The organism is Actinomyces sp. HMT 175 (genome assembly GCF_016694895.1).
In the GTDB taxonomy this organism is placed as follows: Bacteria; Actinomycetota; Actinomycetes; order Actinomycetales; family Actinomycetaceae; genus Actinomyces; species Actinomyces oris.
This window is the reverse complement of record NZ_CP068012.1, coordinates 658,702-682,790: the sequence shown is the minus strand read 5'-3', so window position 1 is coordinate 682,790 and position 24,089 is coordinate 658,702. Positions and strand designations below refer to the sequence as shown.

Sequence of the window (24,089 nt, the reverse complement as noted above, 5' to 3'; positions counted from 1 at the left end):
GCTTCCAGGGTCGGGTGTGTCGGGGTGGGGATGGTGCGGGTTCGCACATGGCGGTGCAGGCGCCCGGCGGATCGGGGTCCGTCGAGTGCCTGCACCGGTTCCGCTCAGGCCACCACCTCACGATCGAGACGGGTTCAGAACCGGTCACGACGTGGGTGAGGTGGTGCCCTTGCGGTCGTGGCTGTCGGCCGGGGCTCACTGGTCCCGACCGACAGCCGGTGTCATCAGAGCGCGAGGTTCGCGTTCTGCTTGCGCTCGCGGTAGCGGGCCACGAGGACGGAGCCGACGGCGATCATCAGCAGGGACGCGCCGGAGGCGGTCAGGATGAGCATGCCGTTGGCACCGGTCAGGGGCAGGCCCGGAACCGACTGCTTGGTGTTCTCGATGGTGACGTTGTCCGTGGTCACCGCACCGACCTCAATCTTGACGGGGGTCACGGCGCCGTCACCGGCGGGCAGGACGTAGCCGGCCGGAGCCTTGGTCTCGACCAGGACGTAGCAGCGCGCGGTGGCATCCTTCTGGTTGTCACGGTCTGCACCGTCGATGGAGTCGGAGATGAACAGGCCCTTGACGTTGATGGCGCCCTGCGCGTCCGTGGTCAGCGTGGTCTCGCCGTTGATGGCGATGGGGTCGCCTTCCTTGTCCTTGGTGCAGGTGTTGGCGTAGGCGTTCTTGGCCTTGTACAGCTGGAACTGAGCGCCCTGGAGGCCGGCTTTGTCCTGGCCCTGCTGGTGGTTGTCCACCTTCTTGATGAGCAGGTCGCCCCAGCGGGAAGTCACCTCGTTAGAGGTCGGCGGGTCGTTGGGGTTCGCCGGGGGCTCCTCGGGCGTCGGGGGCTGCTCGGCGTAGACGGTGTCGCTGATCACCTGAGCCCGGTTCGTGATGGCGCCGTTGCGGGCCTCGGTCACCTTGCCCTGGAAGACGGCGGACACCTTCTTGCCGGGGGCGGCCTTGATCTTCTTCAGACCCTCGGCGGTGAAGGTGACGGTGACGGTCTGCCCCTTGGTGTCCACCTTGTAGTCGGTGGGATCCAGGGTCGTGCCCTCGAGGGAGACCTCAGTGGCGGTCACCGCCGTGAGGCGGTCGTCCAGGGTGTCCCTGAGCTGGAAGTACTTGTAGAAGGACTTGGCGTCGAGAGTCGGCGCCGTCGAGCTCACCGGGAACTTGATGAGGGAGCCGACACCGTAGCCGTTGAGCTTCTGCTCCTGGATGCTCTTCTCAACGCTGATGGCCTCGTTCTTGGGGTAGACGTGGACATCGTAGATCCACTGGCCGTCGGCGCCCGCAGCGGTGTTCGGGTGAGGAACCGTCACCACGAAGGGCTTGGCCTTCTGGACGATGTTGCCGGGGGTCGTGGTCTCGCACACGAGGTAGGCCTGAACCGGCATGTCCGTAATCGTGGCGAGTCCCTCGTTGTTGGTGGCCGGGGAGACCTTGGGGGTGCCGAACTTGTGCGCTCCCAGCGTGGGGGCGGCGGGGTTGGTGCAGGCGCTGTCCGGCACGCCGGCCTTGGACAGGTCACTGATCGTGTCCCACCCGGCGGGGTCCTTCAGGTTGATGTCGGTGATCGGGTAGGCGGTGAAGACGACGCCCTGGACGGGAGCCCCCTTGCTGTCCGCGTTCTGCGGGGTACCGGTGGGGTTACCGATGTCCTTGCCGCCGCCGGTGAGGTGCTTGTGGATGGCGAGGGAGCCCGTCGCATCCGTCTTGATGTTGCCGTAGTTAGGCGTTTCCGTGGCCACGGCCGAAGGGGCCAGGCCGAGGAAGGCCAGGGTGAGGACACCGGCTGCGGCAGCAGCCCGACGCCCCAGCGTGCTGGCGTTGTGCTTCATGGGTTGGGATTTCCTTTCACTGTGCGCCGCGGGGAGATGCGAACGCGTGGCAGAGGTATGGATAGGGAGTTTTTCTCCGGTGGACGGCTCCGTCTTGTCCGACGGCGTCACCGGCGCCTCCGACCTTTCATGCGTGGGTCGGTGGGCGGATCAGTCGAGGTTGCAGTGACGGCGCCTCCTGAGGAGTCCGGTGGAGATCGCCAGAGCGGAGACGACCGCTCCTGCGATCAGGAAGATGTGCGCACCGCGTCCGCCTGTCAGGGGCAAGCGGGGGGTGGCCGCCTTCTCGTTGGTGAAGGCCTTCGAGAAGGAGTACTGGAGGGCGTTGGGCTTGATGGCGAAGCTGCGGCTCGTCGTGTCAAGCCGGTATCCCGCGGGAGCCCGCTTCTCCACCAGGGAGTAGGAGCGCGTGTCCCAGGGCAGGCCGGTCAAGGTGAAGGAACCGGCCGCGGGGTCCGTGTCGGCGTAGGGGCCGCCCGGGCACCGTCCCCTGCCACCGGCGATGACGCAGTCGGTGACGGTGGTCCTGGCCGGGACTCCGGGGCCGCTGAGCGTCCACTCCGAGCCGCCCAGGGCATGTCCGCTCGTGTCCTGCTTCTTCCAGGACACGGCTCCGGTCAGACGCTGGTTGGTCACGGCTCCCCTGGTGACACCGGTGGTGTCCTTGAGCCCAGCCTTGAGGTTGGCGCCGGAGACGTCGTTGAAGGCCAAGGTCTTGTCCAGGCGCTGGTATCCACTGGGGGCGGTTCTCTCGGTGACGGAGTAGCTCCCCCACGCCAGTCCACTGACCTCGAAGACACCCGGAGCCGGGTTGGTGTCCCGGTAGGCGCCGCCGCGGCAGCCCGCCGCCTGGCAGTCCTCGACGACGGTGCCGGCGGGGACGCCGGGACCGGTCAGGGTCCAGCTGGTACCGCCCAGGGGTGTCTGACCGTCCTGGTCGACCTTGGTCCAGGACAGCGCTCCGGGCTTGGTCGTGTTGGTGACCGAGCAGGTGAGGCGATCGGTGCCCCGCACCTGGATGTTGGATCCTGTCAGGCTCGAGCGGCTCCAGCTGCCGCGCGTCCCGGGGGTCTGGGCGCACTGCCATGCGCTCGCCTCGTAGCCCGGTGCCTGGGGGTTCGTGGAGGACTCGCTGAGCACGTACTGTCCTGGACGCACCGCCTTGATCCCGGTGTCAACGTTGCCGGTCACCTGCTGGGACGCCGCCCCACCGTTGCCTTGCTGGGCCTTGAGGGTCCACTGGTCGGCCCCGAGGGCCCTGACCTGCCCGGTGTAAGGGGCCTGGACGTTCTTCACGAGCCGGATCGTGGGGACGCGCACCGCGATCCGGTAGTCCTCCACCTCGCCGCCCATCGTGCTGCCGGTGGGCTTGAGGTTCACTCCTGCCTCAGCTGTCCTCACCCGTAGGTAGGTGTGGGGCTGGGATCCGGCCTCTCCATCGATGCTGCGCACGACGTCCTCGGGGACGGTCCAACGCAGTGTGGCATTGCCCCAGCCGTCACAGGTGGTCTGACCGCTCTTCTCGGTGGCGTCAAAGACGCCGTTGTGGTTCCAGTCGATCCAACCGGCCACCGCTCCCCGGCCGCCGCAGCGGACGTTGGTGGTGTACTGCTGTCCCGGGGCGGTCTCAATGCCTGAGGCGGGGATGGAGACACCGTCCTCGTCGTTGCCGTACCAGCCGTCGTTGTCGTCGCCGTCGGCCCCGTCGCTGAAGCGCTGCTGGGACTCGGCGTCAGTACCCGAGCCCAGGTAGGGTCCGGTGGGCTGCATGCGGGTGGTGTTGATGAGGCGGCCACCGAACAGGTCATAGCCGTTGCGGTTCGTGACCTCACCACCATCCCACCTGGGCTGCAGGAGAGCGGAGGCACTGCCGTAGGAGACCGGCGCGTCACCGAAGTCGGTGACCAGGACCAGCCCGAGGGCGACGGCGGAGTAGCCCGACCCCTGCATGGTGATGGTGGCGCTGGTGGCCCCTTCCATGAACATGGAGACCGCGGGACCACCGATGCCGTTGGGCTTGGAGTAACCGCCGCCACTCTGGTAGACGCACTCCTGTGCCGTGTTATCCAGCCTCAGGGTGTGGTTCCCGTTGGAGAAGGACGCGCGGGTCGTGACCGGCCGCCCGGTACCTCCTCTGGTGTCCGTGCAGTTACTGGAGCGCCCACCGTCGAGGAGGCGCCAGGTGACTCGCTGGTCATTGGGGACCTGGGCCTGGATCCACTCGCCGTCGAAGGGGTCATTGGTGCTGCCGGGGTTGGAGGCCTCCGCGTCGGCGAAGACCAGGCCGTTGAGGGCCACCGGCGTGGAGCTGCCGTCGGGGGCCTGGACAGCTGCCGAGCAGGAGACGTCAAAGCTGATGCGCGAGTATCCGCCCGTGGGAGTGCGGTCGGCCCGACGATCGTTCTTGTCCCTGCCGTCCCAGGTCTTCTCCCCGTTGTAGGCATAGCCGTTGGCCAGCCCGATGACCATCTGGTTGTGGTTGACGTAGTTGTCCGGGTACTTCAGACCGCTCTGCCACTCCATACCGCCGTTGCTCCAGCTTCCGGCACCACCAGTGTTGTAGAGGTTGTCGAGGATGTCACCGGCCCAGGTGCCCGGAATCGTGGCGACCAGCGGGCCGCGAGAAAGGTCGTCGGGAAAGTCCTTCCGGTGACCAAGGTGCTTGAGATTGGACAGGTTGCAGGTGGTGACCAGGTATCCGGCCTCCCCCAGGTCGCGGTAGTTGGTGAAGGTCCTGCGCTGCCCGTAGTCGAGCACGGGAACATTCGGCTTGGCCTGGCCGGCGAAGTTCTGGTCATAGTCCGCCCACTGGAGCCACTGGATGGTGTCCCGATACCAGCTGGTGCCGCCCTGGGCGAAGACCGCCGGAAGCGCGTCGGCCGGAAGCCCGCTCGGGGCCGCCCCGGCAGAAGGCTGCTCAGTGCCCACGAGCGCCGCGGCGACGCAGGTGAGTGCCGCAGCGCCGGCGATGAGCTTGCGCAGGCGAGGCTTGATGGCACGACGACGCAGCAAAGGGAACACACTCCAATTCATGAGGAACCAACAGCGCTGGGACCGCCCTCTCTTAGGCGTCGACTCCATGCCCTTGGCAACAGGGATTAACTTAGTTGACGTATCCGGGCAATACAGGATCGGTGATGGATCTGAAATCGTCCGTTATAGCATTGCGACACAATTCATTACATCGGAATCACGAAGACGCGGAAATCGTGTCATTCATATTTCTATTCATGTTGACGGTCGGCTGTGCCCTTTCCCGTCATGGGACACGAAAAAGACCTCCCCGGTCAGAGCAGATGCTCTGACCGGGGAGGTCTTGTGCTACGCGGAGGCGCGGAGCGTCAGTGGGTCACTTGATGACCTTGGTGACGCGGCCGGAGCCGACGGTGCGGCCACCCTCACGGATGGCGAAGCCGAGGCCCTCCTCCATGGCGATGGGCTGGATGAGCTGGACGGTCATCTCGGTGGTGTCGCCGGGCATAACCATCTCGGTGCCCTCGGGGAGGGTGATGACACCGGTGACGTCCGTGGTACGGAAGTAGAACTGCGGACGGTAGTTCGAGTAGAAGGGGTTGTGGCGGCCACCCTCGTCCTTGGTGAGGATGTAGACGTGGCCCTCGAACTCGGTGTGCGGAGTGATGGAGCCGGGCTTGCAGACGACCTGACCGCGCTCGACGTCCTCGCGACGGGTGCCGCGCAGGAGCAGACCGCAGTTCTCGCCGGCCCAGGCCTCGTCCATCTGCTTGTGGAACATCTCGATACCGGTGACCGTGGTCTTCTGAGCCTCGCGGATACCGAGAATCTCGACCTCGGAGTTGATCGGGAGCTTGCCGCGCTCCACACGACCGGTGACGACGGTGCCGCGACCGGTGATGGTGAAGACGTCCTCGATGGGCATGAGGAAGGGCTTGTCCATGTCACGCTCGGGGGTGGGGATGAAGTCATCCACCGCGTCCATGAGCTCCTTGATCTTGCCGGCCCACTCGGCGTCGCCCTCGAGGGCCTTGAGAGCGGAGACGCGGATGACGGGAGCCTCGTCGCCGTCGTAGTCCTGGGAGGACAGCAGCTCACGGACCTCCATCTCAACCAGGTCGAGGAGCTCCTCGTCGTCCACCATGTCGGACTTGTTGAGGGCCACGAGGAGGGCGGGGACGCCCACCTGACGGGCGAGCAGGACGTGCTCACGGGTCTGGGCCATCGGGCCGTCGGTGGCGGCGACCACGAGGATCGCGCCATCCATCTGGGCGGCACCGGTAATCATGTTCTTGATGTAGTCGGCGTGCCCGGGGGCGTCGACGTGCGCGTAGTGGCGCTTGTCGGTCTCGTACTCGACGTGCGCGATGTTGATGGTGATACCGCGCTGACGCTCCTCGGGAGCCTTGTCGATCTCGTCGAAGGGGGTGAAGGGGTTCAGCTCGGGGTACTCGTCGTGCAGAACCTTGGAGATCGCAGCGGTCAGCGTCGTCTTACCGTGGTCGACGTGACCGATCGTTCCGATGTTGACGTGCGGCTTGGTCCGCTCGAACTTGGCCTTGGCCACTGGTGTCCTCCTGGGACTCGGGTAGTTCTCTTCGTCGGGATTCGACTAGCACACATGCTAGCCGCCCGGGCGTCGAGAGTCTCTACTGGTGGATGTTGGAAATCTTACTGAACTGGGTCCCGGTCGGCACCCGAGGGGCGCCGTCGGGCCGGGGTCCGCCGCGGTTGCGTGCAGCCGGTGCGGACCCCGGAGGCAGGGCGTCAGGCGCCCTTGACCTTGGCGATGATCTCGTCGGCGACGTTCTTGGGAACCTCGGCGTACGAGTCGAAGGTCATGGAGTACACGGCACGTCCCTGCGTCTTGGAGCGCAGGTCACCGACGTAGCCGAACATCTCCGACAGGGGCACGTTGGCGCGGATGACCTTGACGCCGACGGCGTCCTCCATCGAGGCGATCATGCCGCGACGGGAGTTGAGGTCACCGATGACGTCGCCCATGTACTCCTCGGGAGTACGGACCTCGACGGCCATGACGGGCTCGAGGAGGACCGGCGAGGCCTTCTTGGCACCCTCCTTGAACGCCATGGAACCGGCGATCTTGAAGGCCATCTCGGAGGAGTCGACCTCGTGGTAGGCGCCGTCGATGAGGGTGGCCTTGATGTCCACCATCGGGTAGCCGGCCAGGACACCGGTGAGCATGGCGTCCTGGACTCCGGCGTCCACGCTGGGGATGTACTCGCGGGGCACGCGGCCGCCGGTGACGGCATTGGCGAACTCGTAGTGCGCCTTCTCGCCGTCGGCGGTCTCGGCGGCCTCGTCGGCCACGAGGGGCTCGAAGCTCATCTGCACCTTGGCGAACTGGCCGGAGCCACCCGTCTGCTTCTTGTGGGTGTACTCGACCTTGTCCACCTTCTTGCGGATGGTCTCGCGGTAGGCGACCTGCGGAGCACCCACGTTGGCCTCGACCTTGAACTCGCGGCGCATACGGTCCACGAACACGTCCAGGTGGAGCTCGCCCATACCGCCGATGACGGTCTGGCCGGTCTCCTCGTCGAGGGATACGGTGAAGGTGGGGTCCTCCTCGGAGAGCTTCTGGATGGCCACACCCAGCTTCTCCTGGTCACCCTTGGTCTTGGGCTCGATGGCCACGTGGATGACCGGGGCCGGGAAGGTCATGGACTCCAGGACGATCGGGGAGCCCTGGGCGCACAGGGTGTCACCGGTGGTGACGTCCTTGAGGCCGATGAAGGCGTAGATGTGGCCGGCGTGGGCCTCCTCCACCGGGTTCTCCTTGTTGGAGTGCATCTGGAAGAGCTTGCCGATGCGCTCCTTCTTGCCCTTGGTGGCGTTGAGGACCATCTCGCCCTGGGAGACCTTGCCGGAGTAGACGCGCACGTAGACGAGCTTGCCGTAGAAGGGGTGGGTGGCCACCTTGAAGGCCAGGGCGGAGAAGGGAGCCTTCTCGTCGGCCGGACGGGTGAGCACCTCCTCCTCGTTACCGACGGCGTGACCCTCGACGTCGGGGACGTCGAGCGGGGAGGGCAGGTAGTCCAGGACGGCGTCGAGCACGGGCTGGATGCCCTTGTTCTTGAAGGCGGACCCGGCCAGGACCGGGAAGGCCTCACCGGCCACGGTGAGCTTGCGGATGCCGGACTTGAGCTCGGCGATGCTGAGCTCCTCGCCCTCGAGGTACTTCTCCATGAGGGCGTCGTCGGCCTCGGCGACCGTCTCGACCAGCTGGGCGCGCAGCTCCTCGGCCTTGGCGACCAGCTCGGAGGGGATCTCCTCGTACTCGACGACGGAGCCGCGGGTCTCCTTGCCGTCGGCGTCCTTCTCGGGGAAGCGGATGGCCCGCATCTCCAGGACGTCGACGAGGCCGGAGAAGTCGTTCTCGGCGCCGATCGGGAAGTTGAGGACGATCGGGGTGGCGTGGAGGCGGTCACGGATGGTCTGGACGGAGAAGTCGAAGTCCGCGCCCAGCTTGTCCATCTTGTTGATGTAGCAGATGCGCGGGACGTTGTACTTGTCCGCCTGGCGCCACACCGTCTCCGACTGCGGCTCCACACCCTCCTTGCCGTCGAAGACCGCCACGGCGCCGTCGAGCACGCGCAGGGAGCGCTCGACCTCGACCGTGAAGTCCACGTGTCCGGGGGTGTCGATGATGTTGATCTGGTTGTTCTTCCAGAAGCAGGTGGTGGCCGCGGAGGTAATGGTGATACCGCGCTCCTGCTCCTGCTCCATCCAGTCCATCGTCGAGGCGCCGTCGTGCGTCTCGCCGATCTTGTAGTTGATGCCCGTGTAGAACAGGATGCGCTCTGTCACGGTGGTCTTACCGGCATCGATGTGGGCCATGATGCCGATGTTGCGGACCTTGGTGAGGTCTGTCAGCACGTCAAGTGCCACTGGTGGTGTCCTTCGTTCGTGTGGGGTACGGAGCTGATTCCGGCACTACCAGCGGTAGTGGGCGAAGGCCTTGTTGGACTCGGCCATGCGGTGCATGTCCTCACGGCGCTTGACCGCGGCGCCCAGGCCGTTGGAGGCGTCGAGAATCTCGTTCATGAGACGCTCGGTCATGGTGTTCTCGCGGCGCTGGCGGGAGAAGTCCACGAGCCAGCGCAGCGCCAGGGTGGTGGCGCGGCCGGGGCGGACCTCGACGGGCACCTGGTAGGTGGCGCCACCGACGCGACGGGAGCGGACCTCCAGGGCGGGGCGGATGTTGTCCAGAGCGCGCTTGAGGACCGAGACCGGGTCCTGGTCCGTCTTGGAGCGCACGCCCTCCAGGGCGCCGTAGACGATCCGCTCGGCGGTGGACTTCTTGCCGTCCAGCAGAACGCGGTTGACGAGCTGGGTGACGACCGGCGAGCCGTAGACGGGGTCGACGACGAGCGGACGCTTGGGTGCGGGACCCTTACGAGGCATTACTTCTTCTCCTTCTTGGCGCCGTACTTGGAACGTGCCTGCTGGCGGCCCTTGACACCCTGGGTGTCGAGGGCACCGCGCACGATGTGGTAGCGGACACCGGGAAGGTCCTTCACACGACCACCGCGCACGAGCACGATGGAGTGCTCCTGGAGGTTGTGGCCCTCACCGGGGATGTAGGCCGTGACCTCGATACCGGTGGACAGGCGCACACGGGCGACCTTACGAAGGGCGGAGTTCGGCTTCTTGGGGGTCGTGGTGTACACGCGGGTGCACACGCCACGGCGCTGCGGACTGGCCTTGAGCGCCGGCGTCTTGGACGCGGAGCGCTTCGTCGAGCGGCCCTTGCGGACCAGCTGCTGAATGGTAGGCACTACTGATTCTCCATGGGGACGTGAGTCTTGATCTGGCTGCTGCCTGCGTGCCGGGCCGCTCCCCCATTGGTGGCTCGACGGCGCACGTCACCGCGGAGAGGGCCGGCCCGCCGGGATCGGGGCGAGCCCGAAGACGACGTCCGGAGCCCCGCAGTACAGGGGCCCGTCGGTTCCCGCCGCGGCAGACCCGCGTCACGATGTCGCACCTGAGCCGAGCAGGCCTGAGGCCTGGACGAAGCCGACGTCGCTGGGAACGGAATGGAGATGCGGTGACCCGTCTGCGGGCACCGTCGGCCAGGCTACCCGTTCGCAGCAGGAGGGCGCCAGGGCGGAGGGCGAGGTGAGGGCGTGGTGCTGGACACGCCATACTCGAACAGCACCACAGGCCGCACCCCGCAACGATGGGGCGAACGCCCCTGACGTTACTCAAGCCGCCCCTCCTACCATCACTAAGCATGAGCACGACGACACCCACCTGGTCAACCGTTCCGGTAGGCGCCCTCCCCCACCTCACCGTGGATGGGCAGGACACCGGACTGGCGCTGTGGACCGCACGCACCCGGCGCGAGCGCAACATCGGCCTGCTGGGCACCGACTCGATCGACGGGGCCCTGTGGATCACTCGTTGCAACTGGGTGCACTGCTTCCGCATGCGTCACACGATCGACGTCGTCTACGTGGGGCGCCGAGGGAAGGTCGTCGCAGTGACAACGATGCCGCCCAACCGGATGGGAATGCCCCGGCTGCTCGCGACGGCCGTCGTCGAGATGCGGCAGGGAGACGCCTCTCGCCTGGGAATCCGCAGGGGCAGCATCCTGGCCGCAGCTCCCACCGATCCGCCCCCACAGCCCGATCCCGCTTCAGCGGGAGCCCAGAACACCATGCTCGGCTCGACTCACTGAAAGGCCCCTCATGTCTCCCCAACCTTGGCTGCTCGGCACCGTGGCGCTCGTCTCCGTCGCGCTCATCGCCGGCCCCGTCTCGGCATGGACGAGGCGCTACGTGCACGAGCCTCTCAACGACGAGGACAAGTCCGACGCCGGCGCGCGCTCCGCGGCGGTCACCTCAGAAGACGCCGCGGATGGCACCACGGCCAGCACAGGCGGCGCCACCGAGCCACTCTCAGAAGCCTCAGAGCCTCCCGCCTCACCTGAGTATCCGACACTGAAGCATCCCGGCCTCCTCGGCACGGCGCCACAAGGACTACTGGCTCTGGCCCTATGCCTTCTGTGCTCCTGGTGGGGCAGCCGGATAGGCACCACCGCCGCGACGCTCACCGCCATCCCTGTGTACGCGCTGCTCGGATGCGCCGGAAGCGTCGACGCCGTGGCGCACCTGCTCCCCAACCGCCTGCTGGGCGCCACAACCGCCTGGCTGACCGCATGCGGAGTGGTCGCCGTCGTCCTGGATCCCGACAGGGCGCGTACCGCCCTCACCGCAGCACTGTGCGCACTGGCAGTGGGGAGCGTCAGCCTGGCCCTGGCGTATCTCCGCACCGGCCTGGGACTGGGAGACGTCAAGCTCGGCGCGGTGATCGGTCTGTGGCTGGGATGGCTCGACCCCTGGATGCTCGCCTTCGGACTGTGCATCGGAGTTTTCCTGGGCGGAATCGCCGCATTGTTCCTGCTCATCACCCGCCGAGCCTCTCGCAAGGACCCCATGGCCTACGGCCCGTACCTCATCGCAGGAGCGCTGCTCACCTGGCCGCTGGCGATCGTTTGACACAAGGAGGGGAGTCACACCACATGGTGAGAACTCCACAAAGCCACCAGCACCTCCTCGTGGTACGGTCATAACGCGTTACCACTTTGTAACCTTTGGGTGTGGCGCGGACCACCATTGAGAATTCCGCCGCCCCTTCGCCCGACTTCCCGTCCCATCGACTCCGTCCCTTACGGGGCAAGACAACGTAAGGCCTCTCATGCTAGTGCTCACCGGCTCCCGGTCCCACCCGGACGCGACCAAGGACTGGGATATGGGCCAGGCCGCCGCGATCCTGCAGCAGGTGGGCCAAGGACCGGCCCTACTGCTGTGCCGCACCGGGGAGGATGAGCACGCAGCTCGCTCCGTTCGAGGGATACTCAAGCGCAAGGACCTCGGCATCCTGGCAGTGAATGAGCCGGAGACCCGTTTCCGCGCCCTGGGCTACTGCCTTCTACAGCTTCACTCCCGGGTCTACGGTCAGGCACAGGTCGTGGTCGACGCGCTGCGGCCGGCACTGCGCACCAGAGTGGCCCTCAGCTCCGTCAGCAAGCTCACCAACCCGTCGCCGACGATCGGGCAGCACCTCCAGTCGATGGTGCCGGGCTCTCGTTTCACCTTGGACCTGGGGAAGGCACAAGGCCGTGTCACCAAGGTCAAGAACGTGGTCTGGGACAAACCGCCTCAGGGAAGTCTGGCGATCTGGGCAGCCGATGACGAGCAGAACCGCGTCACGGGCGCCCTGGCCTCCCTGGGGCTTCACCGGGAACCCCTACTCCCTATGTCCCACACCTGGCCGGCCAAGTCATGGGCGGAGATGACCATGCTCATCACCGACCCCGGCCCTCTCGTCTCTCAGGCGCTGGCACCCCTCGCCCAGACCTACTGCCCCTACTGCGGTCAGATGGCCGTCCCACAGGGCTGCCTCCTGTGCGGCACCTGGCCCAACGTGCCTGTGCAGCCGCCCCGCACTTCCGCCCCCCACCCAGTCAAGGAGTCCAGATGAATCCGCGTCAACGGCGAGGCGTCCTGCTCATCCTCGTCACGGTCCTCGGAGCAGTGGTCACCTTCGTAGCCATGTTCAGCTACGTCCAGTCGATCTCCTCTCAGGTCGGCCCGATGACGACCGTTCTCAAGTTGTCGCAGCAGGTGACCGAGCTCAAGGAGGTCACTGCGGCTGACGTGGTCACCGAGCAGGTTCCCAAGCGATGGGTTCCCGAAGACGCCATCCATGACGTCAATGACCTCAAGGGCAAGGTGGCAGCAGCCACCCTGAACAAGGGCGCGGTGCTGCAGACCAGCATGCTTCAGGATCCTCCGCAGCTGACGGAGGGATATCGAGAGGTGTCGATCATGATCGACGCCGAGACCGGCGTCGCCGGCAAGGTCACCCCGGGCTCCCGCGTCGACATCGTCTCCACGGTGGAGGACCCCAACACCAAGGCGCAGAAGTCGGAGATCATCATTCAGAACGCGCTCATCACCGAGGTCGGCGTGACCACGAAGGTCCAGGACAAGGACGAGAACGGGAACTTCTCCGAGGAGAAGGACAGTGTCCCGGTGACCTTCTCACTGACGCCTGAGCAGTCCCTCAAGCTCGCCTACGCCGAGAGCTTCTCGAAGAAGGTCCGCCTCCTGCTGCGCCGCGACGGCGACCAGGGCACCGCCCAGACCCCGGAGTACTCCGCCAATCCCGGAACCCCTGCTCAAGGAGCGAACTGATGCAGTACCTAGTGACCGATCATGAGGAGACCCGTCAGCAGGTACTGGCAGCGATGTCCGAGGCCGAGGGGCTTGGCGAGGTTCGTACCGTCGCCTCGCCCGAGAAGCTCAGAGAGCTTCTGGAACCGGAGGTCACATCGTGCATTCTGGTCGATGAGGCCCTGGAGGGGCGGATCGCCCTGCCCATCGTTCAAGAGCTTTCCCGCACCTACCCACTCATTCCCGTTGTCCTGCTGAGCCGGGCCCGTACCTCCGAGAGCGTTGTGGCAGCGATGGACGCCGGAGCACGGACCGTGCTGGCGCTGCCCTTGTCCCTCGAGGAGATCTCCAACCGTCTGCTCCCGGTCCTGGCATGGTCGCGGGCGGTTCGCAGCGAGGCCTCGAGCCGGGAGGAGATCACTGCACGTCGCCAGGGCACGATCACTGCCGTCGTCGGCGCCAAGGGCGGCGTGGGCACCTCGACCGTCGCGCTCATGGCTGCCGCTCAGCTCGCTCAGGGCGCTCGCACCTGCCTGGTGGATCTCGATGTCCGCGGTGGCGATCTCGCCGCCATGACCGGGATCTCGGTGCGACGTTCCATCACTGACCTGGCCGACATCGCTGCGGAGGTCAGCGCCCGGGAGATCTCCGAGGTCATGTACCCCCTCCCCGGTGGGATCGCCCTCCTGCCCGCCCCGGAACAGGGCGAGACCGGCGAGATGCTGACGGAGTCGGCCACACGTCAGATCCTCACCATGCTGCGCTACCAGTTCGACCACGTGGTCCTGGACTGCGGCAACCGGCTTGACGACATCCTGGCCATGGGGCTCGACTCCGCGGACCGGGCTCTCATCGTCACAACCCCCGACGCTCCGGCCCTGCGCTCGGTACGCAGGCTGAGCGATGCGCTCGACCGCCTCGATATCGCCCGTGGACGCCCCTTCGGCCTGGTGGTCAACCTGACCAGCCGGCAACGTGAGATCCAGCCGGCCACCGCAGCGAAGATGACGGGAGTGGCACTGGCCGCCAGCATTCCCGATCTGACGGCGCAGATCGAGATGGCCGTCAATTCCAACACTCTGCTGACATCACGAGTGCCGGCCATGGCTAAAGCCGCACAGTCCATCGCCGGCGCCATCACGGCCGGAACGGCGCCCGGCCCCGGCAGCGTTCCCGATCAGAGCGCGACGGCCGGCTCAACCAAGGCCGCGCGACGAGGCCGCAAACGCCGCCGCTCGCAACGGGGCCAGATCACGGTGGAGTTCCCGGTGGTCTTCGCTCTGGCAACCGTTGCGATTCTGCTGTGCATCCAGGCACTCAGCCTTGGAATCTCTTACATGTATGCCACCCATGCCGCCAATGAGGCGGCCCACGCCTATGCCATCGGGAAGAGCCCGGGTCAGGTGCAGCACGAGGTCACCAGCCGCCTGCCCAACAGCTACGCCGCACGTACCAAGGTGACACGTTCCGGAGCGGACAGGGTCACCGTCACGCTTCCGGTCCTCTCCGTTGTCGATATGAATACCTCCGCAAGCGCCGGAATCGTCTGGGAGAAGTAATGAGTACTACGACCACGGCTACAACCCTCCGCCCTGCCCGTCTCACCTCATCCCCGAAGCGGCTGATCCGTCGCCTGCGTCATGAGGAGCGAGGTGTCCTTGATATTGAGCTCATCGGCTTTGTGCCGATTCTGGTCCTAGTCACCATGTTCCTCGTTCAAGGCTTTCTCGCCGTCTCCACAGTGACCTCCGTCAGCGCAGCAGCTCGAGACGGCGCGCGCGCAGCCATGCTGGGCCGCTCCCCCGAGCAGGCCGCGCATGAGGCGCTACCGGACTGGGTGCGCCTGGAGTCCGTGTCGGATGGTTGCGGTTCCGGACACTGTGTCCAGGTCACCGCTCGGGTGCCGATCGGTATCCCAGCCATCACCAGTGAGCACCTCACCGTGACTCGTACGGCCTACTTCCCCGAGGGCTGAGATGGCACTACGAGATCGAGTTGCCCAGCCCCAGGGAGGAAAACGGCAGAGCGCCGGCAGCAGAGAGGACCTGGTGGCGCTCTACCGGACCCGCCTGCTCAATGAGATCGACCTTGAAGAGGTTGCCGGACTGGAGCTGGCCCAGCAGCGCGCCCGACTGGAGCGGGTACTCTCGCGGCTTCTGTCACTCGAGGGCCCCGTCATGTCTCCACGCGAGCGGGCCTGGCTCATCAAGCGTGTGATCGACGATGCCGTTGGGTTGGGAGTGCTCGAGCCCCTCATCGCAGATCATTCCGTCACCGAAATCATGGTCAACGGCCCGGAGGACGTCTTCATCGAGCGATCCGGACGAATCGAGCGGGTGCCCACCCGCTTCACCTCCGAGGCCGAGCTGTACCAGCTCATTGACCGCATCGTCTCCTCGGTCAACCGCCGGGTGGACGAGTCCAGTCCGATGGTCGACGCACGCCTGCCCGGAGGAGAGCGTGTCAACGTCATCATCCCACCCTTGGCGCTCGACGGGCCGACCATCACCATTCGACGGTTCCCTCAGCCCTTCCGCCTTCCGGATCTCGTCGCTCGCAACAGCCTGCCGCAGCAGGCCGCCGACCTTCTGGGCGCCCTGGTGGCCGCTCGGTTCAATATTCTTGTCTCCGGCGGAACCGGTTCCGGCAAAACCACCTTCCTCAACGCGCTGTCCGGGATGATCTCCGATCGCGAGCGGATCATCACCATTGAGGATGCGGCCGAGCTGTCCCTTCAGCAGCCCCACGTGGTCCGGTTGGAGGCGCGGCCGGCCAATACCGAGGGAGCAGGCCAGGTAACGATTCGTGATCTCGTGAAAAACTCACTGCGTATGCGCCCCGATCGCATCATTGTTGGCGAGGTCCGTGGCGGCGAAACGCTCGACATGCTCCAGGCGATGAACACCGGTCACGAGGGCTCGCTGACCACAGTGCACGCCAACTCCGCCACTGATGCGCTGAGTCGCCTGGAGACGCTGTCCTCCATGTCCGATGTCACGCTCCCAGTCGAGACCGTCAGAGATCAGATCAATGGCGCCATCGACGTCATTATCCAGCTGGAACGCGACTCCACCGGCGTGAGACGGGTCAGCACCATTGAGGCAGTGACATCCCGTCACCGCGAGAATTACGCGACCTCACTCATGATGCGTTACGTCCATGCCGCCCAGCGCGATCAAGGACACTTCGAGTTCCACGGCATTTCACGGGCCATGGCGGACAGGATTCAACAGCACGGCCTGCAGCTCCCAGCGGGGCTCCTTGTGGGGGAGACAGCATCATGAGCAATGTCCTTCTCATCTACATCTGTGGAGCCGTCACCCTCATCATTGGAAGTGCTGCGCTCATCACCTTGTCCACCAATGCGGGGCGTACCGCCGAGCTCGCACAAGGTGTCGGTGCCGCAGACATCACTCAGCGAGGAACCGCTGGAAGCGCTCTTCTCGCCCTCCTTCGTAGACTCCCTTTCAGCAAGCCGCTACGGCGGCGGCTCTCCAGCGCCGGGTTGAGCTGGGATGTAGCCATCACCGAGCTGGCGCTCATCACCGCGACCATCGCAACGTTTTCCCTGACACGCCCGTTGATCGGACAGATCGCCAGCGGCATCCTAGCAGCGCTCATTCCCATCGTGTTCTTCCGATGGTTGCATCGACGCAGAACTCAACGAGTGGAGCGATTCATCGCCCAGCTCCCAGAACTCTCCCGCATTCTATCCAATGGAACATCCGCCGGAATGTCCGTGGAAAGATCTCTTATCCTGGCGGCCCATGAGATGTCCGAACCGGCGAGCGTGGAGCTCAAGCGAACCACCTCTCAGCTCGCACTCGGATGGTCTTTGGACGGAGCTCTCTCCGAACTCGCTCGACGGATGCCCTCTCGCGAGCTCAATGTCCTCGTGCGCACCATCATCATCCAGTCGACAGCTGGCGGTGCGCTCGCCAGCGCCCTGCACGACATCGCCCTAGCCCTAGAGGACCGCAAACAACTACACCGCGAAGTCCGGACCGCCATCATTGGATCGGCATTCAGCGCCTACCTCGTACCATTAATCGGACTCGCAGCCATTATCTTCATGAACATCATGAAGCCCGGCGTTCTAGACGACATGGCATCATCCTTTATCGGACGCCTCATCCTGCTCGCGGCTTTAATCTGCTTCGGATTAGGGGCACTGTTGATGAAACTCGTTTCACGCGTGGAGGTATGAAGTGCTACCTTTAATCTTCTCCTCAACAGCGGCTTTAGTTGTACTCATTGCTGCTTACGGCCTCCACCTCGTTAGAGATGATGGCACCAGCCAGCTTGGCCTGCACGTCGACATTGAAAACAAAACCCAGCAAGTTAGTGCATTTGTCAAGCTCATCGACACCCTCGGCATTAAAACCCAGAAGTTCCTTCGCAAGATCTACGGCGCCACCCACTTAAGGTCTCTTGATCGCCGCCTAAAAAATGCAGGAAACCCGGAGGGACTCTCCCTCGATCTTTTCATTCAACGAGAAGCGGGGTTTATCACCCTCAGCATTCTCCTTTTTGCGATAATCACGCTTATCGGACGGCCTCTTCTGGGAATCGTCTTCGGCATAGTATTTTCTGGATGGATGTACTTGTGGCTGCTCCTGGCGGTACGTAAACGGCAGGCATCCATTGACCGCGACCTGCCCGACTTCCTCGACGTTCTTGCTATTACAGTGCGCTCAGGCATGTCATTTCGAAGTTCCTTGGAACGCGTCTGCGATCATTTCGAGGGTCCGATAGCCGAAGAAATGCGTAAGGCCCTTCATGAAATGAGGCTCGGAGTGTCACGCCGAGACGCCTTCACAGCCATCAAGGAGCGCTGCCGATCCGATAATGTCGACAACTTCGTCGCCGCACTACTTCAGTCTGAAGAACTGGGAACCCCAATCGGTGAAGCTCTCACTTCGATCGTCAAGGAGATTCGACGCGAACGAGCGCAGCAGATTCGGCGTGCCGCCGCCAAGGCTCAGCCCAAGGTGTCGCTCGTCGCTACCACCACCATGGTGCCAGGCGCCATGATTCTTATGCTTGGCGGCATGGTATACGCCAATCGAGACATGTTTATCAGGCTGTTTGGGGGGTGACGTGTTGACATTTACTCGCCACGCTTCGCAGCTTCCCGACCATTCCGTTCAACAACAAACCCTATTCAGCGCTGTTGTTCTAATTTGCGACATACGTCTAGGCATATTATTAGCCTGTGAACTTGGGATCACCACCTCCGACAACGAACGACAGTTAATGATTATCCCGCTGCTCGGCATAGCTGTCAACTGGGTGACGTTAAGGTTGTTTCGTAACCGTTCATCCTTGATTGTCAACTCTTGGTCGTTCTCATGCACTGATCTCATAGTCACATACATCATCATCACTGCACTCCCAGCATCGTTCTCCGGAGGCCTTCACCTCTCACTCGCCTACATCCTCGTTTCATCCGTTCTCATCGGACTAGTCAACCAAACGCTTTGGACATCGTTTTGGAGTTCAGGCGTCGTACTGTCGCTTGCCCTTCTTAAGTTTCAACACACTGAACTCTCCACAGTCGTGGCAGCCACGATGGTCGTGGGCATATTCGCCAGCACCCTCTTAGGAAATCGATTGAACCGACAGTTCACGGAAATCAGTCGTCTTTCCACCGAAGTCGCCTCCGCGCGAGCGGAGGAACGTGCACTAGCGGAGCGACTCACCATCGCTCGGGACCTGCACGACTCGCTCGCAAAAAGCGTTCACGGTATTCGCATGCTTGCCGAAACCTTGGACAGTTCCCTCACCTCCGAGCATCACCCAAATGCTCCACTCAGTCACACACTCTTCGAGTCGGCGGATGAAGCGAGCAGAGAAGCGCGACTCGTCCTCGACGGTCTACGCTCAGGTGGCGATGAGGACATCATCGGCGCACTCATAGAAGAAGCAAACAGATGGGGGGCGCGCACAGGCCTATCGGTCTCTGTCGACCGCACTGGATCGAACACCCCTCTGCCCTGTTCAACTGAGGCAATGTGGCAGCTTCAGCGTATTCTGGGTGAAATTTTGACCAACATCGAAAAACATGCTCATGCCACGTCAGTCGACCTCCTCATATTCCACGACGACAATTGCTTCGGCCTGGATGTCCGCGATGATGGTATCGGCCTCGACAAGGACTTCAAAAACCTTCATCGAGAGGGGCACTATGGGCTGGCCGGACTGAAAGAACGCTCCGAAACACTGAACGGTGCTTTTACTGTAGATTCACGTTCCGAATCGACTCACGGGACTCATGTTCGACTTCGCGTACCTATCGCCTCACTTCACAGCACTACGAACAAGGAGAAGATCATATGAAGGTGATGGTTGTCGACGATAATGTCATCGTCCGACTCGGACTCCGCTCGGTACTCAACCGTATTGATGCCGTTGATGAGGTCATCGAAGCGAACGACGCTTTTTCCGCGCTCGAGGCGAGTCAGACACATTCCCCCGACATCATCTTGCTTGACGTCTCTATGCCTCCCGGGCGCAGCGGACTTGATATCCTTCCCGAGCTTGCCAGTGACGCATCGGTCATCATGCTCACCTCGAATCGTGACCCGAGCAGTATCCGCCGGGCACTCGACGCCGGTGCGCGGGGCTATCTGGTCCATGGCCAGTTGGGCATCAACGAGGTGGCCGGAGCTATCGAGACCTGCCGCAGTGGCGGCTTGGTGCTCGGTAGAGAAGCGGCTGACGTCATGCTGAACCCTTCCACACAAGACGTGCCCAATCCCTTGCGAGACCAGGTTTCCGACAGGGAGGCCGAGATCTTGGATCTTGCCGCAACCGGTATGTCCAACACTCAGATCGCCCGGCAACTTTTTTTGTCTGAGAGAACCGTCAAAAATTACCTCAACAGCGCCTACCCCAAGATTCAGGTCCATAGCCGCGCCGAGGCGATCGCCGCCTGGATGTCACCTTCCTCCCACCCACCGGTAGGCCACAGGACAGGGCGCACGCCCCTACCCGGTGGGGCACGCGGCCCCCTACCTTAGATATCGTCAAACACGTGAGGCACCGGAATGACGGCGCCAACCAGCAATGGAGGTCATCATGAACAACAACGCACTGCTCCGCCTTCAGGTCCGTCTCCAGCAGGCCTGGATCAACGTTCGCGACAATGAGCGCGGACAGACGATGGTTGAGTACGCTGGCATCGGTCTCATCGTCGCAGCGCTTATCGTTGCCGTCGTCGGTGCGGTTGGGGGCGGAGCTGGCGACATTGGGGAGGCTATCACCAAGAAGATCGCCCAAGCCATCAAGGACCTGCACAGCTAGTAGTTCCACTACTCGCTTGCCACCTCGTGGTTGTATGCGCCAGAGTTTCCTCATCAGAGACAATTGTCTCTGATGAGGAAACTCTGCTGATTTTTCCTAGGAGTTGTTGTGTCCTCTGCGTTCTCGCGTTCACTAGTTGTTCCTTCGAGGGGGGCGTCTCGTCGGTCCTTCGTGGTTCTCTCGGCCCTGGCGGGACTCGGGTTGCCGGTACTGGCCGGGTGTGATCTGCCGGGAGTCTCCAAGGACAAGGGTGGATCGGCCTCACCGTCGGGCTCCACAGCCTCGGCCGGGGGATCGGCCTCGGCCAGCGCTCCGGCTCAGGCGGGTAGCACCGAGTGGCAGAAGCTCGACGGTCACGTCATGGGCCACAAGGTGAGCGTGGAGGTCTCCCCCGTCGTCCGCCAGGACGACAAGAGCTCCTACATCGCCGTGAAGCTCACCCGTGCATCCGATGACGCCTCCATCGATGCGGTCAAAGCCAGCTCCTACAAGGACGACAGCGGCAACAAGCTCAGCATTTCCAACTACCTGGGAGCAGGCCCCTTCCGTCCTGGTACCGGGGCCTCGCTGGTCAAGCTCCTGGACACCGCCTCGGGGCGCGTGTGGAGCGCCATCGACGGCAGCGGACTGTTCCTCGAGCTGGCCCCCGGCGAGGACATGACCTCCTACCTGTCCTTCGGCAAGGTCGACACCGACACCGTCACCGTCATGGTCCCCATGGCCGGCTTCACCACCGTCTCAGTCCTGGACGCCAAAGACGCCAAGAAAGCCAAGATCGACCTGTCCATCGCCCAGGCCGCAATCAAGCAGTCCTCCCACGACGTCCCCGAGCTCGCCGACCCCGTCGCCATCGAGCGCTACACCCGGGCCCTGGACGACTCCACCAGCACCCACGCCGGAGGCAAGGACATCACCGTCACCCTCGCATCAGACGTCACCTTCGCCTCCGACTCCGCCGACCTCGCCCCAGGCGCCGAGGCCCAGCTCCAGACCGTCGCCGGCCAGCTCGGCCAGCACCCCGACGGCGGGACCCTGACGATTGTGGGGCACACCGACGACATCCAGGACGACGCCTACAACCAGACCCTGTCCGAGAAACGCGCCAACGCCGTCAAGACCAGGCTCGAGCAACTCACCAAGCTCGACAAGTGGAAGACATCCGTCTCCGGCAAGGGCGAGTCCGAGCCCAAGATCAAGGACACCACCGACCAGGCCCGAGCCGCCAACCGACGCGTCGAGATCACCCTGACCCCCACCGGCGGCACCACCCCCAAGGGCAGCAGCACCGCCACCCCCAACAGCAGCGGTGGTGGCAAGCTGCCCGACCCGAAGGGCCCCGTCGCCAAAGGCCCCGAGGGCGTCACCCTCACCACCAAGGGTGGCGGCACCCAGGGCGATGTCACCATCACCCTCGACCACGTCACCCGCGCCGGCAGCTACCTCCTGGGCACCGTCACCTGCACCGTCAAGGACGGCTCCACCGGAGCACAACTCCACCCCCTGCTCGACGACCCCGAAACCGCCCTGAGCAACCAGCGCGACGAGGACGGCAGTGCCATCTCAACCTTCTACGCCAGCGACGGCCTGACCCTCCTCAGCAACGGCGAACGCATCTTCCCCGCCGACTACAACGACGCCAACGCCAAGCAGCACCTCCCCCTGACCGAGCTACGCCTCCTCGACCACCTCAAGACCGGTACCACCACCATCTGCGTCGTCTGGCCCGACCCCGGCGGCGACACCATCACCCTCGACCACCCCGAGGGCAAGTTCTCACCCAAAGACACCGCCTACCGCCTCACCGACATCCCCATCAAGAACAGCTGAGCACCACCATGTCTCGTCTTCTGCGTAAGCCCCCCCGTTCTCCATCCGGACCGGCAAGCACTGAACGCGGCAGCATCCTGCCCTACCTCAGCGTTGCCGCTGCACTCGTCGCACTCGTGGCGCTGGGACTCATGACTGGCCTCGGAGACGCCATCCTGCACCGCCGGGATGCCAGTAACGCGGCCGATGCAGCTGCTTTGGCGGCAGCACGAGCCTGGGCTGATTCTATTGAGTCGACCTACGGGAACGCCGTGGATGCCACCAGCGAGGACGGGCTCTGGAGCAATGCCGGCCGGGGACTGGGTTCTTTCGCCGGTCCGGGAGCCAAGCGAGCAGCGGAACGCTATGCCTCGTTGGACGGGGCCACGCTCACTGCGTACTCCGTGGACACGGCTCGCGGAACCGTCACCGTGTCGGTCCGCACGAAGTCCGCCGTCACCGGCACCAACCAACGACTCACTGCAACCTCGACCGCGAAGATCGAGCTTGAGGACGGTGCGTGCCTGAGCGGTGGCCAGGTCGGTTTCGAGATCCACGGAAAGTGCGTCACCAGGCGTCCCCAGGCCAAGAGCCCAGATCAGAAGAAGGGTGCCAAGCAGGCCCCTCAAGCCGGTGCCAAGCAGGCTCCCTTCAAGGTGCCTGCGGGGATGAGCAAGAAGGCCAAGGTCTCCACCCACCTGGTCTCAGCCTGAGCTCTAGGCTCCAGAGCAGGGGGCTTCGTCTCGAAGACGCCATGCCCCACCTGACACCGACCGACCTCGACAAACGTTGGCGCTGGCGCATCTCAGTCCGTAGAGTCTCAGTCAGATAACGGTATCGACCCCGACGACACCGCTCTGCATCTGTCGCCTCATCGAAAGGACGCACTCCGTGCGCTGCCGTTCCCAGTTTCCCCGGCTGGCAAGGACAGTCGTCCTCACACTCTTCGTCGGTATCTCAGTCAGCGCCATTCAGCCCGCTGCCGCAGTCCCAGACTCAGGGGGGAAGCAGGCCACCAGTACCACACGGTCACTGACCAGCGGATACAGCGCGGAAAGTTCCGGAACCAACCCGGTGACCGCACAAGTCACCGGCGCGAGGGCCAAGCGAGCGACGTCTCAGTGCGCCAACCAGCGCTCCTGCCCATCTCCCTCATCCCCGGAGGTCACCAAGCAGGCGGAGAACACGGGGGCCGGTCGGGCCAAGCATTCTCACCCTTCTGTGGCATCTCAACCCGACTCCACGCTCGAGTCGTCACCCAGCCAGCTGACAGTCGGCACGACGGCGTCGGGCAAGGCTCCCGGCAACTCGGCGACGCCCCAGCCCTCGGTCACGTATCCGGTTCTGACCATCAGCGGTGATGTCACCTACCGGCGAGCAACCTCCGCTGAACCCGATGGAACCGGCGCCGTCAGCCATACGCTCTCCTACAAGGCCGACGTCCCAGTCCCGGAGCACAGTCAGGAAGTCGACTCGGCATGGAACAGCTTCGGTATCGTCTCTCCCCCGAAAGGGCAGCGCATCAGCCTGGGAAACCTCGCTCTCTCCTACGACACCGGCGGTGACCTCGACAAGATGACCTTCACCCATGTCACCGAGGGATCTGCTAACGGCGGCATCTCCGGAGTCGCCGCGGGCACGGCGGTCACGACGGTGGTCACCACGACACTTGACGTCTCAGCACTCAGTGGATCGGATCGCGATCTGGCCAACGACTACGCCTCAACCGTCCTGCTCTCGTCGGGCACCGTCAACATCCCCGTGGCCTCATTGTCCGTGGGTGATCCGCAGGGCTCCTCTGCCAGTGGCACATTCGCCGCCGTCCTGGCTACCAAGGCGAGCACCAGGCAGCTCGTTGTCAACGGCACGGCGATCACCGATAACGGCGGCTTCGACGCCCTCTCCGGGAGCTGGAGCACCGACAAGCTCACGAAGGACCGTAAGCAGCTGGCAAGTCAGACCCATTAGCCGG

The 24,089-nt window shown here is 64.2% G+C and carries 21 protein-coding genes; 15 read left to right on the top strand and 6 right to left on the bottom strand.

Annotation, left to right across the window (positions count from 1 at the left end; genetic code table 11):
• Positions 1-224: 224 nt before the first annotated feature.
• The 6 genes from JJJ14_RS02840 to rpsL form a co-directional block, all read right to left on the bottom strand.
• The gene (locus JJJ14_RS02840) at positions 225-1,832 is read right to left on the bottom strand and encodes a SpaH/EbpB family LPXTG-anchored major pilin (RefSeq protein ID WP_201444641.1); all 1,608 of its coding nucleotides are present in this window, start codon (positions 1,830-1,832) and stop codon (positions 225-227) included.
• 150 nt (positions 1,833-1,982) lie between these two features.
• Positions 1,983-4,865 carry a CshA/CshB family fibrillar adhesin-related protein gene (locus JJJ14_RS02835; protein ID WP_201444640.1) on the bottom strand — a complete coding sequence of 961 codons (2,883 nt, stop codon included), beginning with the start codon at positions 4,863-4,865 and terminating at the stop codon, positions 1,983-1,985.
• A 316-nt stretch (positions 4,866-5,181) separates the two neighbouring features.
• The gene (tuf, locus tag JJJ14_RS02830; protein WP_003789287.1) at positions 5,182-6,372 is read right to left on the bottom strand and encodes an elongation factor Tu; all 1,191 of its coding nucleotides are present in this window, start codon (positions 6,370-6,372) and stop codon (positions 5,182-5,184) included.
• 200 nt (positions 6,373-6,572) lie between these two features.
• Entirely contained in the window at positions 6,573-8,714 is a 2,142-nt protein-coding gene (fusA, locus tag JJJ14_RS02825) for an elongation factor G (RefSeq protein WP_009405721.1), read from the bottom strand.
• Positions 8,715-8,759: 45 nt separating this feature from the next.
• Positions 8,760-9,230, bottom strand: a complete 471-nt coding sequence (gene rpsG, locus JJJ14_RS02820; RefSeq protein WP_003786052.1) for a 30S ribosomal protein S7 — start codon at positions 9,228-9,230, stop codon at positions 8,760-8,762.
• The gene (gene rpsL / locus JJJ14_RS02815; RefSeq protein WP_003786082.1) at positions 9,230-9,604 is read right to left on the bottom strand and encodes a 30S ribosomal protein S12; all 375 of its coding nucleotides are present in this window, start codon (positions 9,602-9,604) and stop codon (positions 9,230-9,232) included. Before rpsL ends, rpsG begins: the two co-directional genes overlap by 1 nt.
• Before the next feature lie 455 nt (positions 9,605-10,059).
• On the opposite strand from rpsL, the gene JJJ14_RS02810 reads away from it, so the two are divergent.
• The 15 genes from JJJ14_RS02810 (at position 10,060) to JJJ14_RS02740 (ending at position 24,085) form a co-directional block, all read left to right on the top strand.
• Positions 10,060-10,506, top strand: coding sequence for a DUF192 domain-containing protein (locus tag JJJ14_RS02810; protein ID WP_201444639.1), 447 nt, complete (start codon positions 10,060-10,062; stop codon positions 10,504-10,506).
• A gap of 10 nt (positions 10,507-10,516) precedes the next feature.
• Positions 10,517-11,326 carry a prepilin peptidase gene (locus JJJ14_RS02805; RefSeq protein WP_201444638.1) on the top strand — a complete coding sequence of 270 codons (810 nt, stop codon included), beginning with the start codon at positions 10,517-10,519 and terminating at the stop codon, positions 11,324-11,326.
• Positions 11,327-11,525: 199 nt separating this feature from the next.
• Positions 11,526-12,311: a hypothetical protein gene (locus JJJ14_RS02800; RefSeq protein ID WP_144033435.1), complete on the top strand. Its 786-nt coding sequence runs from the start codon at positions 11,526-11,528 to the stop codon at positions 12,309-12,311.
• Positions 12,308-13,027, top strand: a complete 720-nt coding sequence (cpaB, locus tag JJJ14_RS02795; RefSeq protein WP_101559496.1) for a Flp pilus assembly protein CpaB — start codon at positions 12,308-12,310, stop codon at positions 13,025-13,027. The genes JJJ14_RS02800 and cpaB overlap by 4 nt, the downstream gene beginning before the upstream one ends.
• Positions 13,027-14,565, top strand: a complete 1,539-nt coding sequence (locus JJJ14_RS02790) for an AAA family ATPase (protein WP_201444637.1) — start codon at positions 13,027-13,029, stop codon at positions 14,563-14,565. The genes cpaB and JJJ14_RS02790 overlap by 1 nt, the downstream gene beginning before the upstream one ends.
• The gene (locus tag JJJ14_RS02785; RefSeq protein WP_201444636.1) at positions 14,565-14,981 is read left to right on the top strand and encodes a TadE/TadG family type IV pilus assembly protein; all 417 of its coding nucleotides are present in this window, start codon (positions 14,565-14,567) and stop codon (positions 14,979-14,981) included. The genes JJJ14_RS02790 and JJJ14_RS02785 overlap by 1 nt, the downstream gene beginning before the upstream one ends.
• 73 nt (positions 14,982-15,054) lie before the next feature.
• On the top strand, positions 15,055-16,290 hold the full coding sequence (locus JJJ14_RS02780; protein ID WP_236592894.1) for a CpaF family protein: 1,236 nt from the start codon (positions 15,055-15,057) through the stop codon (positions 16,288-16,290).
• Positions 16,287-17,213, top strand: coding sequence for a type II secretion system F family protein (locus JJJ14_RS02775; RefSeq protein ID WP_101559499.1), 927 nt, complete (start codon positions 16,287-16,289; stop codon positions 17,211-17,213). Before JJJ14_RS02780 ends, JJJ14_RS02775 begins: the two co-directional genes overlap by 4 nt.
• Position 17,214: 1 nt before the next feature.
• Positions 17,215-18,105, top strand: a complete 891-nt coding sequence (locus JJJ14_RS02770; protein ID WP_201444634.1) for a type II secretion system F family protein — start codon at positions 17,215-17,217, stop codon at positions 18,103-18,105.
• A gap of 157 nt (positions 18,106-18,262) precedes the next feature.
• On the top strand, positions 18,263-19,345 hold the full coding sequence (locus JJJ14_RS02765) for a sensor histidine kinase (RefSeq protein WP_081386087.1): 1,083 nt from the start codon (positions 18,263-18,265) through the stop codon (positions 19,343-19,345).
• Positions 19,342-20,028 (top strand): response regulator transcription factor, encoded by a 687-nt coding sequence (locus JJJ14_RS02760; RefSeq protein ID WP_101559501.1) that lies wholly within the window; start codon positions 19,342-19,344, stop codon positions 20,026-20,028. The genes JJJ14_RS02765 and JJJ14_RS02760 overlap by 4 nt, the downstream gene beginning before the upstream one ends.
• 58 nt (positions 20,029-20,086) lie before the next feature.
• The gene (locus tag JJJ14_RS02755; protein ID WP_144033437.1) at positions 20,087-20,311 is read left to right on the top strand and encodes a hypothetical protein; all 225 of its coding nucleotides are present in this window, start codon (positions 20,087-20,089) and stop codon (positions 20,309-20,311) included.
• Between the two features lie 171 nt (positions 20,312-20,482).
• Positions 20,483-22,138: an OmpA family protein gene (locus tag JJJ14_RS02750; protein WP_201444633.1), complete on the top strand. Its 1,656-nt coding sequence runs from the start codon at positions 20,483-20,485 to the stop codon at positions 22,136-22,138.
• 8 nt (positions 22,139-22,146) lie between these two features.
• Positions 22,147-22,830: a pilus assembly protein TadG-related protein gene (locus JJJ14_RS02745; protein WP_101559504.1), complete on the top strand. Its 684-nt coding sequence runs from the start codon at positions 22,147-22,149 to the stop codon at positions 22,828-22,830.
• Positions 22,831-23,338: 508 nt separating this feature from the next.
• The gene (locus JJJ14_RS02740; protein ID WP_201444632.1) at positions 23,339-24,085 is read left to right on the top strand and encodes a hypothetical protein; all 747 of its coding nucleotides are present in this window, start codon (positions 23,339-23,341) and stop codon (positions 24,083-24,085) included.
• Positions 24,086-24,089 lie beyond the last annotated feature (4 nt).

Excerpts from the sequence above, each read along its gene's own strand:
- JJJ14_RS02790 (WP_201444637.1), top strand. The coding sequence starts at position 13,027 with ATGCAGTACCTAGTGACCGATCATGAGGAGACCCGTCAGCAGGTACTG.
- cpaB (WP_101559496.1), top strand. The coding sequence starts at position 12,308 with ATGAATCCGCGTCAACGGCGAGGCGTCCTGCTCATCCTCGTCACGGTC.
- JJJ14_RS02755 (WP_144033437.1), top strand. The coding sequence starts at position 20,087 with ATGAACAACAACGCACTGCTCCGCCTTCAGGTCCGTCTCCAGCAGGCC.
- JJJ14_RS02765 (WP_081386087.1), top strand. The coding sequence starts at position 18,263 with ATGATTATCCCGCTGCTCGGCATAGCTGTCAACTGGGTGACGTTAAGG.
- JJJ14_RS02835 (WP_201444640.1), bottom strand. The coding sequence starts at position 4,865 with ATGAATTGGAGTGTGTTCCCTTTGCTGCGTCGTCGTGCCATCAAGCCT.
- JJJ14_RS02800 (WP_144033435.1), top strand. The coding sequence starts at position 11,526 with ATGCTAGTGCTCACCGGCTCCCGGTCCCACCCGGACGCGACCAAGGAC.
- JJJ14_RS02785 (WP_201444636.1), top strand. The coding sequence starts at position 14,565 with ATGAGTACTACGACCACGGCTACAACCCTCCGCCCTGCCCGTCTCACC.
- JJJ14_RS02745 (WP_101559504.1), top strand. The coding sequence starts at position 22,147 with ATGTCTCGTCTTCTGCGTAAGCCCCCCCGTTCTCCATCCGGACCGGCA.
- JJJ14_RS02760 (WP_101559501.1), top strand. The coding sequence starts at position 19,342 with ATGAAGGTGATGGTTGTCGACGATAATGTCATCGTCCGACTCGGACTC.
- JJJ14_RS02810 (WP_201444639.1), top strand. The coding sequence starts at position 10,060 with ATGAGCACGACGACACCCACCTGGTCAACCGTTCCGGTAGGCGCCCTC.
- rpsG (WP_003786052.1), bottom strand. The coding sequence starts at position 9,230 with ATGCCTCGTAAGGGTCCCGCACCCAAGCGTCCGCTCGTCGTCGACCCC.
- JJJ14_RS02840 (WP_201444641.1), bottom strand. The coding sequence starts at position 1,832 with ATGAAGCACAACGCCAGCACGCTGGGGCGTCGGGCTGCTGCCGCAGCC.
- JJJ14_RS02775 (WP_101559499.1), top strand. The coding sequence starts at position 16,287 with ATGAGCAATGTCCTTCTCATCTACATCTGTGGAGCCGTCACCCTCATC.
- JJJ14_RS02805 (WP_201444638.1), top strand. The coding sequence starts at position 10,517 with ATGTCTCCCCAACCTTGGCTGCTCGGCACCGTGGCGCTCGTCTCCGTC.